Annotated in this window: 14 protein-coding genes; 11 read left to right on the top strand and 3 right to left on the bottom strand. The window is 62.0% G+C overall.

Features of this window, described 5'->3' with window-relative positions; translation table 11 throughout:
* Positions 1 to 53 precede the first annotated feature (53 nt).
* Both NKI63_RS03775 and sbmA read left to right on the top strand, forming a co-directional pair.
* Entirely contained in the window at positions 54 to 1,208 is a 1,155-nt protein-coding gene (locus tag NKI63_RS03775) for a YbfB/YjiJ family MFS transporter (RefSeq protein WP_352505261.1), read from the top strand.
* Positions 1,209 to 1,324: 116 nt separating this feature from the next.
* Complete coding sequence (sbmA, locus tag NKI63_RS03770; RefSeq protein ID WP_352505260.1) at positions 1,325 to 2,602, top strand: peptide antibiotic transporter SbmA; 1,278 nt, start codon at positions 1,325 to 1,327, stop codon at positions 2,600 to 2,602.
* A gap of 26 nt (positions 2,603 to 2,628) precedes the next feature.
* Here the strand turns inward: sbmA and NKI63_RS03765 are convergent, their stop codons facing one another.
* The gene (locus NKI63_RS03765) at positions 2,629 to 3,621 is read right to left on the bottom strand and encodes a polysaccharide deacetylase family protein (protein ID WP_352505456.1); all 993 of its coding nucleotides are present in this window, start codon (positions 3,619 to 3,621) and stop codon (positions 2,629 to 2,631) included.
* Between the two features lie 204 nt (positions 3,622 to 3,825).
* Between NKI63_RS03765 and NKI63_RS03760 the strand changes: the two genes are divergently transcribed.
* Together NKI63_RS03760 and der are read left to right on the top strand one after the other, a co-directional pair.
* Positions 3,826 to 4,491 (top strand): tetratricopeptide repeat protein, encoded by a 666-nt coding sequence (locus NKI63_RS03760; protein WP_352505259.1) that lies wholly within the window; start codon positions 3,826 to 3,828, stop codon positions 4,489 to 4,491.
* A 6-nt stretch (positions 4,492 to 4,497) separates the two neighbouring features.
* On the top strand, positions 4,498 to 5,931 hold the full coding sequence (gene der, locus NKI63_RS03755; RefSeq protein ID WP_352505258.1) for a ribosome biogenesis GTPase Der: 1,434 nt from the start codon (positions 4,498 to 4,500) through the stop codon (positions 5,929 to 5,931).
* Positions 5,932 to 6,182: 251 nt separating this feature from the next.
* Here der and NKI63_RS03750 read toward each other — a convergent pair whose 3' ends face one another.
* Positions 6,183 to 6,938, bottom strand: a complete 756-nt coding sequence (locus NKI63_RS03750) for an SDR family NAD(P)-dependent oxidoreductase (RefSeq protein WP_352476622.1) — start codon at positions 6,936 to 6,938, stop codon at positions 6,183 to 6,185.
* A gap of 188 nt (positions 6,939 to 7,126) precedes the next feature.
* Between NKI63_RS03750 and NKI63_RS03745 the strand changes: the two genes are divergently transcribed.
* From NKI63_RS03745 to NKI63_RS03720, 6 genes are all read left to right on the top strand, one after another.
* Positions 7,127 to 7,699: a L,D-transpeptidase gene (locus tag NKI63_RS03745; protein WP_352505257.1), complete on the top strand. Its 573-nt coding sequence runs from the start codon at positions 7,127 to 7,129 to the stop codon at positions 7,697 to 7,699.
* Positions 7,700 to 7,898: 199 nt separating this feature from the next.
* Complete coding sequence (locus NKI63_RS03740; protein ID WP_254820414.1) at positions 7,899 to 8,033, top strand: ABC transporter; 135 nt, start codon at positions 7,899 to 7,901, stop codon at positions 8,031 to 8,033.
* Positions 8,034 to 8,181: 148 nt separating this feature from the next.
* On the top strand, positions 8,182 to 8,754 hold the full coding sequence (locus tag NKI63_RS03735; protein WP_254820425.1) for a hypothetical protein: 573 nt from the start codon (positions 8,182 to 8,184) through the stop codon (positions 8,752 to 8,754).
* 200 nt (positions 8,755 to 8,954) lie between these two features.
* Complete coding sequence (locus NKI63_RS03730) at positions 8,955 to 9,542, top strand: protein-S-isoprenylcysteine O-methyltransferase (protein WP_254820426.1); 588 nt, start codon at positions 8,955 to 8,957, stop codon at positions 9,540 to 9,542.
* A 10-nt stretch (positions 9,543 to 9,552) separates the two neighbouring features.
* Positions 9,553 to 10,332 (top strand): hypothetical protein, encoded by a 780-nt coding sequence (locus tag NKI63_RS03725; protein ID WP_352689759.1) that lies wholly within the window; start codon positions 9,553 to 9,555, stop codon positions 10,330 to 10,332.
* A complete protein-coding gene (locus tag NKI63_RS03720) occupies positions 10,329 to 11,219 on the top strand; it encodes an SDR family NAD(P)-dependent oxidoreductase (protein WP_352505256.1) in 891 nt (296 codons plus the stop codon). The genes NKI63_RS03725 and NKI63_RS03720 overlap by 4 nt, the downstream gene beginning before the upstream one ends.
* 367 nt (positions 11,220 to 11,586) lie before the next feature.
* Here the strand turns inward: NKI63_RS03720 and NKI63_RS03715 are convergent, their stop codons facing one another.
* Positions 11,587 to 12,504, bottom strand: a complete 918-nt coding sequence (locus NKI63_RS03715) for a LysR substrate-binding domain-containing protein (protein WP_352505255.1) — start codon at positions 12,502 to 12,504, stop codon at positions 11,587 to 11,589.
* Between the two features lie 121 nt (positions 12,505 to 12,625).
* Here NKI63_RS03715 and NKI63_RS03710 point away from each other — a divergent pair, with 121 nt between their 5' ends.
* Positions 12,626 to 13,945 (top strand): MFS transporter, encoded by a 1,320-nt coding sequence (locus tag NKI63_RS03710; protein WP_352820515.1) that lies wholly within the window; start codon positions 12,626 to 12,628, stop codon positions 13,943 to 13,945.
* The last annotated feature ends 102 nt before the right edge of the window (positions 13,946 to 14,047 follow it).

Raw genomic sequence — 14,047 nt, 5'->3', positions numbered from 1 at the left:
GCCCAACAAAAGGCGGATTGTCTCACCGGCAGGCGCACTTATGGTGCACTGCAATGAACATCGCTTCGCCCTTGCGCCTGGCAATCGCCGGCATGATTGCCCTGGCCGTCGCCATGGGCATCGGCCGCTTCGTCTATACGCCGATCCTGCCCGGCATGATGGAAGAGCTTCGCCTGTCGCCGGCCGATGCAGGCTGGATCGCATCGGCCAATTATCTCGGCTACCTCGTCGGCGCGCTTGCCGCCACCGGCGGCTGGGCGCAGGGCCGGGAGCGCCAGCTGATGCTGGCCGGCCTTGCCGCCACCGCGATCCTCGCCGGGCTGATGGGCCTGACCGGTACCATGACCGGCTTTCTCCTCATCCGCTTTCTTGCCGGCCTCGCCAGCGCCTTCGTGCTGGTCTTCATGACCAGCATCGTTTTCGGTCATCTCGCCGCGGCCGGGCGAAACGACCTGCAGGCGCTGTATTTCGGCGGTGTCGGCCTCGGTATCGCGGCATCCTCGGGGCTGTTGGCGCTCCTTGTCACCGAACACGCCGGCTGGGCGGCGGGCTGGCTGTGGTCCGCGGCGATTTCGGCCTGCGGCTTTGCCGCCGTCGCCTTGCTGGCTGCCGGCACCTCGACCGCGAACAGCGTTGCCGGGCCCGAGCCGGCACTGCCAAAAGACCGGTCGCTGGTGAAGATCATTGTCGCCTACGGCCTGTTCGGCTTCGGCTATATCGTCACGGCAACATTCCTGGTCGCCATCGTCCGCCAGGGCGGCGGCGGCCGGATCTTCGAGGCCGTGGTCTGGATGGTCACCGGCCTTGCCGGTTTCCCCTCGGTCTGGCTGTGGCAGAAGCTTACGGCCAGGATCGGGCTCTATGCCACCTATGCCCTGGGATGCCTCGTCGAAGTGATCGGCGTCAGCGCCAGCGTCGCCATGGGCGGGCGCACCGGGCCGCTGCTCGGCGGCCTTCTTGTCGGCGGCACCTTCATTGCCATCACCGCGCTTGGCCTGCAGGCCGGCAGGCAGCTTGCTCCGCAAGCACCACGCCGGATGCTGGCGGTAATGACGGCCGCCTTCGGCCTTGGCCAGATCATCGGCCCGATCGTCGCCGGGCTGCTCGCGCAGGCCTCAGGTAACTTTTTCCTTGCCTCGATCGTTGCCGCCGCCGTCCTGCTCGCTTCCGGCGCGATCGCCTGGTCGGCTGCGCCAAAATCGCCATGATTATGGTCTTGCTCGGCGCCGGGCGTCGGGCACGGGCATTTTCTTTCCCACTAATGTGTGACTTTATGCCCGCTGACCAACGCCGCTGATTTGCGCCGACCGAGGATTTCGCCACAGTGTTCGTATCGTTTTTTCCGCAGCCGAAGCTGTTTTTCACCTCGGTCGCCGTCTGGAGCCTTCTGCTCGTTGTTCTTTGGTTTTTCGGCGGCGAACACCTCGGCACGATGCTTGGCATGCCGCCAGTCGATCCGCAGGCAGCGCCTGTCATAAGCCCAGTGAGATTCCTGACGGCGTCATTCCTCTGGTTCTACGGATATTTCTTCGCCGGTATCGGCATATTTTACCTTTTTTGGGCGCTGTACGCCCCCCATCCCTGGCAGAATTGGTCGATCCTTGGTTCTGGTTTGGTTGTTTTTGTCACTAATTTCATCGTCCAGATAAGTGTGGCGCTGAACGATTGGCGTGGCATGTTCTACGACATGGTGCAGAGGGCCCTGACCACACCCGGCTCCGTCACGCCTGCCGAGCTTTACTACGGAGTGTGGCAGTTCCTCTCTTTGGCGCTGGTCTATATGACCATCGCGGTTTTGAACGTCTTCTTCGTCAGGCACTATGTCTTCCGCTGGCGGACGGCCATGAACGACTATTTTACCGCCTATTGGCCGAGGCTACGTCATATCGAAGGGGCGTCGCAGCGCGTTCAGGACGACACGATGCGCTTCTCGAGCACAATGCAAGGGCTGGGAGTGAACTTCATCGATTCCGTTATGACCCTCATCGCATTCCTGCCCTTGCTGGCAGCTCTGTCTCGTCATGTCCCAACCCTTCCTATCGTCGGAGCGATTCCCTATCCACTGGTAATCGCCGCAATCGTGTGGTCGTTGTTCGGCACTGGGTTGTTGGCCGTGGTCGGGGTCAAGCTTCCTGGCCTGGAATTTCGAAATCAACGGGTTGAAGCCGCTCTGCGCAAGGAACTTGTCCTTGGTGAGGACGATATGGCAAGAGCGCAACCGCCAACCCTAGCTGAGCTGTTCGCGAATGTTCGGAAGAACTATTTCACCCTCTACGCTCATTATGTCTACTTCGACATGGTCCGGTATCTCTATCTCCAGGTAGACAACGTTTTCGCCACACTTATTCTTGTTCCGACTCTCGCTGTAGGCAAGATAAGCTTCGGCATTTTTCAGCAGGTCGTCTCCGCCTTTTCCCAAGTCGCCAGTTCGTTCCAGTATCTCGTCAATTCCTGGCCTACTATCGTCGAGTTGATTTCTATCTACAAACGTCTGCGCGCGTTCGAAGCGACCCTTGAAGGGGCACCGCTGCCGGTAATCGATCAGCACTATCTGGAACGGGAGCAAGCTGGCCTGCGCCCTGAGGATCAGCCAGCAAGCTAAGAAAATCGGGTGGCGAGCGCTTCCGCTCAGCCGCCCACCGCCGCCTGCCGTTCGCCTCGCTGCGATAGATAATCGCGAAAACTGATGCACTCGACGTCGGCCTTGATGCAGACCTCGCCGGCAAAGCGTTCCAGCGCGTTCCAGTAGGCGCCGTCATTCATCAGCGTGAAGTGGAAGCCGAGCTCAAGCGGAATGCGCTTGCCCCGGTATTGCGCATCGAAGGCGGCGCGGAACGCGTGATAGGTCCGGTCAGCGAACTCTTCCGCCATGCTCGGCCGCTCGAAGCCGCCGGAATGCCTGACATAGAGATTGTAGTCCATGGCGATCACCCGCCTTGAGCTCGGCCCTTCCGGGATCTGCGGCAGCGAAAAGCGCGTGATGCCGCTGACGGTCGGTGGCTCAACCGGCTCACGCGAGACGCCGCTTGCGTCGAGCAGGAAACCGGCCGCGGGCAGCGCCTCGTAGAGCGCCTTGTTTGCCGACAGGTAGGGCGCGCGAAACCCGACCACCGATTTGCGGGCGAAATCGCGCCAGTCCTTCGGTTCAGGAGCAATGCCGTTGATCGAATAGGCGTTTTCGAGAATATGCTTGAACGAGCCGAACTCGCTCAGCCAGTCGGCTTTGCTCCAGTCCTTGCCATCGAAATGACCACAGCCATGGCTGCCGATGTCGTGGCCTTCCCTAGCGGCGAGGTTGATCTGCTCGAGCCGCTCGGCGACTTCCTGTTTGGAGGCAGCGAAGCCGATATTCGATTTGCCTTCTGTCTTGCCGGGCGCGGTGTATTGCTTGCGTGTCTCGGGCGACAGCAGGAACACGCAGGAGACAAAATAGGTGAAATGCGCGCCTGTGCGCCGGGCCAGCGCCCGGCTGCGCTGCCACTGCGAAATGTCGCGGGCGCTGTCGAATGAGATGATGACGATCTGCTTCGGTTTTGTCGGCGGCGGCGGCGGGTCGGCAAATGCCGCGCCGGTAGCAAGCGCGGCAATCGAAAACGCAACAACGCGGGACAAACGGGGCAAAGGCATCTGACCGGATCAAGGAATGTAGAAGCGACGCCTACCGCTGAAATATGGCACGGGTACGATCGACCTGTACGGCCGCCGTTGGCGGCGACTGCCTCGTGAATAGGCGATTTTCCTGCCGAACCCCTTCCATGCCGGCAAAATTTCGCTAAAACGCGGGCTCATCAACCGCCCCGCCCGGGGCATGAATGGTTTTGATCCATGTCGGACGACAGTTTTATCCGCGAAGTCAACGAAGAGATTCGTCGCGACCAGGCGCATGCGCTGTGGGACCGTTTCGGTCCCGCCTTGCTCGTGCTGGCCGTGCTGGTGGTGCTCGGCACTGCTGCTGTCGTCGGCTACCGCTATTGGGACGAAACTCGCGCCAACCGCTCGGGCGATGCTTTTTCGCAGGCGCTCAAGCTTGCCAATGACGGCAAGAACGACGAGGCGCTTGCCGCTCTGGAGGCGTTGGAGAAGGACGGCTACGGCGCCTATCCGCTGCTCGCCCGCATGCGCGCGGCAACCGTCAAGGCGGACAAGGGCGACGTCGACGCCGCCGTCAAGGATTTCGACGAGGTCGCCGCCGACACCAAGATACCCTCCGGCATTCGCGACATGGCTCGGCTCAGGGCAGCGCTGCTTCTGGTCGACCACGGCTCTTTCGCCGATGTCTCCAGTCGCGTCGAGGCGCTCACCGCCGAGACCAACACGCTGCGCCATACGGCGCGCGAGGCGCTTGGCCTTGCCGCCTGGAAGGAAGGCAAGGCGGCGGATGCATTGAAGCTGTTCGACCAGATCGCCGCGGATGATGGCGCCCCGCGCAACACGCGCGAGCGGGCGACTTTGATGTCCGAGCTGATCCGCGGCTCGGGCGGCGTGTCGTGATAGTCCATGACCTTCAAAGTCGCCATCATCGGCCGGCCTAACGTCGGCAAATCGACCCTTTTCAATCGGCTGGTGGGAAGGAAGCTGGCGCTTGTCGACGATACGCCGGGCGTCACCCGCGATCGCCGCGTCCATGCCGCAAAGCTCTACGACCTGCATTTCGACGTCATCGACACCGCCGGCTTCGAGGATGCGGCTGCCTCGACGCTGCCCGGCCGCATGCGCGCCCAGACCGAGATCGCCATCCGCGAGGCCGACCTGATCTTTTTTACGATCGATGCCAAGTCCGGGCTGATGCCCGACGACAAGACCTTCGCCGAGATCGTGCGCAAGTCCGGCAAGCCGGTTGTCGTCGTTGCCAACAAGGCTGAGGCGCGCGGCGCCCAGGGCGGCATGCTGGAGGCCTGGGAGCTCGGCCTTGGCGAACCGATCCCGGTCTCGGCCGAACACGGCCAGGGCCTGCCCGATTTGCGCGACGCGGTGATCGCAGCACTTGGCGAGGCGCGCGCCTTCGGCGAGGACGAAGAGGCCGGCGAGGATGAGGTCGCCGCCAGCGAGGTGCTAATCGGCGAGGACATCACCGACCCGGACGCCGAGCCGAGCTATGACGACACCAAGCCGATGCGCATCGCCGTCGTCGGCCGCCCCAACGCCGGCAAGTCGACGCTGATCAACGCACTAATCGGCGAGGAGCGGCTGTTGACCGGCCCTGAGGCCGGCATCACTCGCGATTCCATCTCGGTCGACTGGGACTGGCATGGCCGCCGCTTAAAATTGTTCGACACCGCCGGCATGCGCCGCAAGGCCAGGATCCACGAAAAGCTCGAAGTGATGTCGGTGCAGGACGGCTTGCGCGCCATCCGCTTTGCCGAAATCGTCATCATCGTGCTCGACGCCACCATTCCCTTCGAGAAGCAGGATCTGCAGATCGCCGACCTGATCATCCGCGAGGGCCGTGCCCCGGTGATCGCCTTCAACAAATGGGACCTTGTCGATCATCCCCAGGAGTTGCTGGCCGAGCTGCGCGAAAAAACCGAGCGGCTGCTGCCGCAGGCGCGCGGCATGCAGGCGGTGCCGGTGTCGGCCGAGACCGGGCGTGGCCTCGACAAGCTGATGGATGCTGTCATCAGGACGCATCGAGTTTGGAACAGCCGTGTGTCGACCGGCAAGCTCAATCGCTGGCTGGAAGGCATCCTGGCGCATCATCCGCCGCCCGCTGTCGCCGGGCGTCGGCTGAAGATCAAATATGTCACGCAGGCCAAGACGCGGCCGCCGGGCTTCGTCGTCTCCTGCTCACGGCCGGATGCGATGCCGCAATCCTACGTCCGCTATCTCTCGAACAGCCTGCGCGAGGCTTTCGACATGCCCGGCGTGCCGATCCGCATCGCCTTGCGCACCTCGGACAATCCTTTCGCCGGCAGGGCGAAGAAGCGCCGCTGAGCTGCGCGTCTTCTGGGCGCCAGCATCAGGCTACGCTCGGCAGGCCGCTCGCGGGCAGCGCCTGCACATTTTCGGGAAGGCGATTCCACCGACACCTGCAGCAGGATGTCGGCAAGTCGCGCCGCCACCGGGTCTGGCTCGGCCTTCCTTGCGATGCGGCAACAGGCCCATCTCAGGCAGTGCGGGCAGCCCGGCGATCTCCGGCGTCATCGCCCTGACGGTGGCCGGCGCGAGTGGGGCAGCCTCTGCACCTAATGGGCGGTGTAAGCTCCGTCCACCAGATGGTAGCTCCCAGTGATAAAGCTGGCCTGGTCGGACAAGAGGAAGCATACAAGAGCCGCTACCTCTTCTGGTTTCCCGCGCCTGCCCATCGGCTGAAGACCTGCCATGCGCCGGCTGGCTAATGCCTCCATTTGCTCCGACAAAAGAGGCGTTTCGATCCAGCCGGGGCCGACTACATTGATCCGGATGCCCATCCTGGCATATTCGATCGCCGCAACTTTGGTTAGTCCAACGACTCCGTGTTTCGCTGCCGTGTATGCGGACGCAGTTGGCAAGCCGACGGAACCGAGGACGGAGGACATGTTCACGATGGCGCCTCCGCCTCGATCCAGCATCGCGGCGATTTCGTACTTCATGCTGTAGAAAACGCCATTTAGATTGACGTTTATCAGCTTGTGCCAGTTGTCGAGCGGATAGTCTGCCGTGGCTTTTCGAATGCCGTCGATACCTGCATTGTTTACCGCCATATCCAGTCCGCCGCATTTCTGGACAGTGAACTCGATCAGCTTTTCCACGGCTGCCGCATCCGTGACATCTACCGCAAAGTCGTAGGCCCTGCCGCCTTGCGAGCTTATTTCGGCGGCTCTGCAGTGCGCGGCCTCGGCATCAAGGTCGGCGACAACAATCTCGGCTCCTTCTTGCGCGAGTTGCCGTGAAACAGCCGCCCCTATTCCGGAGCCTGCGCCGGTCACAATCGCGACTTTACCATGGAAGTCAGGCTTCATCGTCTCTGTCCTATGCCAATTTTGACATAACCGAACAGAGGCAGACGGTTATCGCAAGAAGTTTCGCTCCAATTCGCTTGTCAATCCTGTGAATTCATTTTGCCACCACACAGCGAGACTTGGCGCGCAGGCCTTGGAATGGTAGAGACGAGGGCGGCGGTAGATGACCAGTTTCCTAGCAGGTACAAATGGAAGAACACCACATTGCGCGCCGGGGGCTCGTGCTGGGTAGTCTGGCTCTGATGGTCTCCGGATGTACGTCGATTTCATCCGCGTTCGGACCAAGGCGTGGCCTGAATCCTCGTTACCGACGACAGCACGTGCGGTACGACGGAAACGAGCCGGCCGGAACGATCGTCGTCGATACTTCGCAACGCTTTCTCTATGCCGTCGAGACGGACGGGTGGGCGACGCGCTACGGCGTTGGCGTCGGCGAGCAGGGACTTTCGTTCAAGGGTACAGCGACCGTCGGCCGCAAGGCGGACTGGCCGTCGTGGACACCCACCGCCAGCATGATGCAGCGCAAGCCGCGCCTGGTGAAGTATGCAGGGGGGGTCCCTGGCGGACCAAACAACCCGCTTGGTGCGCGTGCCCTTTATCTCTATCAAGACGGGCGCGACACCCACTTCCGGATACATGGTACAAACGAGCCATGGACGATAGGCACAGCGGTATCGAACGGGTGCATCCGTATGATAAATGACGACGTCATTGACCTCTACGACCGTACTCCTTTGGGCACGACGGTGGTGGTTGTTTGATGGTGGGCAGGCCTGATCTCCGTTGCATGGTGAACCCTGCCAGCACGTCACCGCAAAGGTGCCGCCGGCAACTGGATGCCAACTGTGTCATTTCTGCACTAGGCGTTGGTGTAGATCGCAGCTAACTTGGTGGGGCTGCATATCGTTTTAGTTGTGGCGATTCTATAGGCTATTCCGCCCCCGGGGAAAGGATTGCTTGATGAACAGGATATTGGTTGCAATGGTTGCTGTGCTCGCCGTTGCCAGCCTGAGCGGCTGCGCGAACGACTGGATCGGCAAAGGAAAGGGTAAGGCTCCGGCACCCGCTCCGGTAGAGGAACCAGTGATTAAGTAAGGACCGGCTTGTATGGGGAAGGGGTGCCAAGCCCTTCCCCATACATACGCAGCCGGGGCTTTGGCCGGCTTCATAGCGTCCGGCGCGGTTGGCGGGCATAGGCCGTTATTAGGTCTGTGCATTGTGAAGTTCGGGAATGGACGCGGCGATGACGCTTGTAAGTAGCCGTCTCTTGCTTGTGGCATTGGTGGCCCTCCCGGCAGCGGCATGTCAGACGAAAGACCTGCCGCCCCAGCCGAATTTCGTATCTTATGCCGATGGCGGAGCTGCGCCTAAAAAAAACGACGAGCGGTACTTCATCGAGTTCCGCTCCCGCTACGCCCTAAGCTACGGCCACACCTACGCAGTTTTTGGGCGCCTGGACCGGGCCGGGAGAATGATCGATCCCCAAGTCGCGGGCCTTCACCCGGCTTCGAACAGTGCGGTTCCCTATGTTCTGGGCCATATCGTGCCGGTGCCAGCCGAAACCGGGTGGAGCGACGGTGATCTGGAAGAACCATACAGATCCGCAAGCTGGCGAATCATATTGACCCGGGCCGAATACGACAAAGTCGTTGCCTACATCCGCAAGCTGCAGGCGAGCTCGCATGTCTGGCAGGCGACGGTCTTGAACTGCAACGGCTTCGTGGCGGACATCGCTCATTCCATGGGATATAAGACTCCCGCCATTCAGCTCCGGCCGCAACAATTCATAACCGAGCTTCGGGAGATGAATACATAACCAAGATTCGAGGGATGAATGGGACCGAATGCGATCGGTACTGCCCCTCCGGCTTTCGCGTGTGCGGACTAACTCGGAGAGGATCGCTGCGCCTGAAGGTAGGCCGGTGACGAAATCGAGGCGATGGGTGAAGTGGCCATACTCAGGGGCAGCTGCTACAGTCGCGATCGCAGAAAGGGCGCTGGTGACCTGAAGTGACCATTGCTTTAGCCTCACTTGGCGAGATCATATGGGTGATCGGCATCGTCGCTTGGTACGTGATCCGGTATCCCTTCGAGCGCCGGGCAAGGCGCGTGCGAATAGTAGCTGGCGGCCGCTCAAGTTCCGACACCGTCGGGCTTGCATCGGCTCTCCTTGGCCTGGCGATCCTGCCTGGCTTCTATGTCGCCACCGGCATCCCCGCAGCGGCTGATCATCCGGCCAGCGTGTGGTCGGTGGCGCTCGGAACCATCATCTTCTGCTCAGCGCTGTGGATTTTTCGCTTATCCCACAAGGAACTTGGCCGTAACTGGTCGATTACGCTCGAGATTCGCGAACGGCATGAACTGGTCAGCGCCGGGCCATACGCCTTGGTCCGTCACCCTATGTACACCTCTTTCCTGCTTATGGGGCTCGGCCAGCTCTTTCTGCTGCCGAACTGGGTTGCGGGCATATCGGGTTTGGTTGGTTTCGCAGTCCTTTTCCTGCTGAGAGTGGATAAGGAAGAGCGTATGATGCTGGAGAATTTAGGCTCGCAATACCGTGTCTATATGGAAAGGACCAAGCGAATATTCCCTTATCTTTATTAGAGGTCGTTTTATGCGAGGCCGAGCCCTCAAGCTTTCCGCGCCCCGGCGCCTTGTTGGCGACCTGATGAGGTTTTCGATCGGCGTGCCACGGGTCGCGGTGCAGCGTCAGATGAATCTCGGCCCACTCGTAAGGGCTAGAATGGCGCAGCAGACCAGGCCCTCGTGGACCGCGATCTTCCTGAAAGGGTATGCGCTTCTTGCCCTAGAGACCCCGGAGTTGCGGCGCGCCTATGTCAAGTTGCCCTGGCCGCAGCTTTACGAGTATCCGGCAAGCGTAGCCTCGATTGCCCACGAGCGCGAATATGATGGCGAGCCGGCCGTTCTGCTGAGCTGCATCAAATGCCCGGAGCGCTACTCCATCACGGAACTTGAGCGATCCATCCACGCGGCTCGATCACGGCCGATCCAGGAGGTCCCGGAGTTTCGGCGTGCCTTGCGGATGGCAGGTGCGCCCGCGCCAGTCAGGTGGCTGCTTATGTGGCTAGGGTTGAACATCGCCCGGCAAAGGGCAAATTACTTCGGTACCTTCCAACTGTCCGTCTATTCTGGTCTCGGTGCGGAATCACTCAACCCGCTGACACCACTGACCACCCTTCTAAACTACGGTCCGATCGGCAAAGACGGATCGGTGAATGTCCGCATCCACTACGATCACCGGGTCATGGATGGAGCGAACGTCGCACGAGCACTGGAGAGATTCGAAAAGATTCTGAACGGCACTGTCGCCAATGAAGTGGTGCTGCTCGGTCAAGGTGTTTCCGCTCCTGCAAGACAGAGGAATGCGAAGTGATTTCGCACTGTGAATTCCGGCCAGCTATCGTCGTGATTGGCGGCTCGGGTGGAATTGGCCGGGCGATTGCGAGCGTCGCTGCAAGGGAGCGCGGTGCGGTTGTGCTGGTTGCCCGCTCACCTGAGGGTTTGGCCGCCGCGGCGTCTGAGGTTAGGGAGGCGGGCGGCGAGGCATTCACGCTCGAGTTGGATCTCGTGGCAGGCGATGCGCCAACGCGCCTGGAGGGCTTTCTGTCCGCACACGGCCTGGTCTGTGATGTCCTGGTCAACAGCGCCGGGTACGGCCTGCGGGGCGCGACGACGGCGCTGCCTATTGATGGTCAACTCGGCATCATCGATCTCAATATACATTCCCTCACAGAACTGACCCTTCATTTTCTGCCGGGAATGGTGGCACGCCGACGGGGCGGGGTGCTCAATCTCAGTTCCGTGGCCGGGTTCGTTCCCGGGCCTTATATGGCTCTGTACTTCGCTAGCAAAGCTTTCGTGCGCTTCTTCTCAGAGGCGCTTCACCAGGAATTGCGCCGAACCGGTGTGACGGTCACATGCGTTGCACCAGGCCCGGTGTCCACGGAGTTTCTCGCAAGATCAGGCGCCAATCAGACGGTGCTCTTCAACATCTTGCCCAAGGTGGATCCGAAGTATGTGGCCGAACAGGCGTGGCGAGCGTTCAAATCCGGTCGTCGCCTCGTCGTACCGGGAATCTCGGGTAAGTTGGCTGCCCTTGTGGCAGCGCTCCTGCCTTCCGCGGCGCTGCTGCCCCTGGTCGGCCGGCTGCAACGCGGCGGCAATGATCAATGTCCTTGCGGTTCAGGTATGAAGTTCAAGAAATGCTGCGGTACCCGCCAGATTCAGCTACGCCGGGGCCCTCGGGGAATTATCCCCTGACCGGACCAGCACGTCACCGAAAAACCTCATTGAAACAAGAGACCGCTCGCCGATGACGGGCGTAAAGTAAGCATGTTGGTAGCATAGAGGCGAGGCTTTCGATATGCCCGGCGCGCCGATCCGCATCGCTTGCGCACCTCGGACACCTGTTCGCCGGCCGGGAGAGATTGGCCGTTCCCTCCGCTTTTAGCCAATCTCCGACGCCGAAAGACGGGTGGGACGGCGAAGCTGCTAATCTCCCCCTCGAGCGGCCCTCGAGGGGGAGATATCCGGCAGGACAGAGGGGCGCGCGAGGGATCGCCAGCATTACTGCTTCTTCGACCGACTAAGTTATGGAGCGCCCTGCGCCCCTTTCGGCTCGTCTGCGCTAAGCCGCTTTCCTCAGACCATCCGCGTCGCCACTTCCCGGCAACGCTTCCAGCGCCGCCTGCAGCAGGATGTCGCCAAGCCGCGCCGCTATCGGATCGGGCTCGGCCTCCTTGCGGTGCAGGAACAGCGCCATCTTGGGCAAGGCGGGCAGCCCGGCGATCTCCGGCGTCATCGCCCTGACGCTGGCCGGCAGGCCGATATCGGTGCGGATCGTCAGTCCGAGCCCGGCGGCGACGGCTGCCCAGATGCCGCCAAGGCTGGGGCTGGAGAAGGCCATCCGCCATGCCAGGCCGGCGCGGTCCAGCGTTTCGGTCGCCACGCTGCGCAGCAGGCACGGCGCTTCGAGCGCCACCAGCGGCAACGGCTCGCCATCGCGCAGGCAGGTCTCGATCTGTTTTGCCGGGCCGATCCAGCGCATCTGGACGTCGGCGAGATTCCGGCTGTAGGGCAGCGTCGCGCCATTGTGCCAGGCAAGCGCGATATCGACGCTGCCCGAAATGATCCTTTCGGCAAGCTCATGGCTGCGCGCGATCCTGGCCTCGATCTTGACCTTGGGATGGGCGCGGGCGAAGCGCCCGAGCACATCCGGCAGCACCGCCTCGCCGAAATCCTCCTGTAGCCCAAGCCGTACCCAACCCTCCAGCTCGACATCGTGGATGGCGGAGGCGGCCTCGTCATTGAGCTCGATCAGCCGGCGCGCGTAGCCGAGCATGGTCTCGCCCGCGTCCGTCAGCGCCAGGCCACGCCCAGATTTGCGGAAGATCGGCGTCGCCGCCTGCTCCTCCAGCTTCTTCAATTGCGCACTGATTGCCGACGTCGAGCGGCCGAGCCGGTCGGCGGCCTTGGCGAAGCTGCCCAGCTCCATGCCGGTAATGAAGCTGCGCAGAACTTCGAGATCGAATGTCACGCGTCGCATAGCGATAATCCTGATATTTAGGACATTATGTGAAAAACTTCCTGATATTCAGTACGAAGTTATGGCGGTAGAGAGAGCGCGTCAAGACCCGAACGCAACCAGCGCATGCAGGAGCTGAACCATGTCCGCTGTCGACACACGAGCAGATTGCAAACCGCTTCGCCCGGCCGCCGTTACCACCCTGTCAGAGGCGGCGGTGCTTCGACCCAATCATCGCTGGAAGGTGCTGGGTATCGGCGTCGCCGCCAACGCCTGCTTCTCCGCGACATTCTCCGGCATTCCGGCCACGGCGGTGTTCCTACGCTCGGGCTATCATCTCTCCAATGGCGAGCTCGGTCTGGCGCTTGGCCTTCTCGGCTTGGGCGTGGCGCTGAGCGAATTGCCGTGGGGGCTGCTGACCGATCGCTGGGGCGACCGCCGCGTGCTGCTGACCGGGCTCGGCGCAACCGCGTTGTGGCTGCTCGTCATGGCCGCGCTGGTCGTGCCGTCACCAGCCCAAATTCCCGGCGTCGCGCTTCTCGCCGCTGCCCTGCTGGTCACCGGATTGCTCGGCGGCAGCGTCAACGGCTCCAGCGGCCGCGCCATCATGGCCTGGTTCGGCGAAGGCGAGCGTGGCTTTGCCATGAGCATCAGGCAGACGGCGGTGCCGCTTGGCGGCGGGCTTGGCGCGCTGGTGCTGCCGTCGCTCGCTTCGGCCCATGGCTTCACGGCGGTCTTCGGACTTCTGGCGGCTGCATCCGCCGTCTCGACCTCACTCGCCTGGCGCTGGCTGCATCAGCCGCCGGCGCAGGACCATGCCCATTCGAGCAGCGCGGCAAAGCCGGCCGGCCCCGCGCCGCTGCGCAACCCGGCCGTCTGGCGCATCGCGACAGCCATCGGCCTGCTGTGCTTCCCACAGGTGGCCGTGCTCACCTTTGCTTCCGTCTTCCTGCATGATTTTGCCGGCATGGGAACAGCCGTGATCAGCGCCAGCCTGGGTGCCGTGCAGGTCGGCGCCATGGTCATGCGCGTCTGGAGCGGCCGCTATACCGACCGTCACGGCAACCGCCGGTCGTTCCTGCGTCTGTGCAGCATGCTGAGCGTGGCCGCCTTCGCCGTGCTTGCGGCGCTCGTCTTGTTTTCGGCCCAATTCTTGTCAGGCCAAGCGCCGATGCTGTCGCCGGCGATCGTTGCGATGCTCGTCGTGGCCGGCATCTGCGTCTCCTCCTGGCACGGCGTCGCCTACACCGAGCTTGCGACGCTGGCCGGCGCCAGCCAGGCCGGAACGGCGCTCGGCCTTGCCAACAGTCTGGTCTTCATTGCCTTTTTCCTGGTGCCGATCGCCATTCCGGGGCTTCTCGTGCTCTGCTCGTGGCCAGGCGTCTGGCTGGGTGCGGCTATTTGCGCGCTGATCGCCTGGCCGATCTTTCTTCCGCCAACGGACAGCCGCAAAAGCGCCTGACTTCGACACGAGATGGGAAAACAAGGTTCTAAGCTGTTAACGCCCCATCAAGGTTAATGCATCATTGTAGCTCTCCAGTGGGGTCCGTTGCGTTTCTGGAGA

The organism is Mesorhizobium sp. M0410, from assembly GCF_040321435.1.
Lineage (GTDB): Bacteria > Pseudomonadota > Alphaproteobacteria > Rhizobiales > Rhizobiaceae > Mesorhizobium.
The sequence above is the reverse complement of the archived record's forward strand: the minus strand, read 5'-3'. Positions and strand labels throughout refer to the sequence as shown.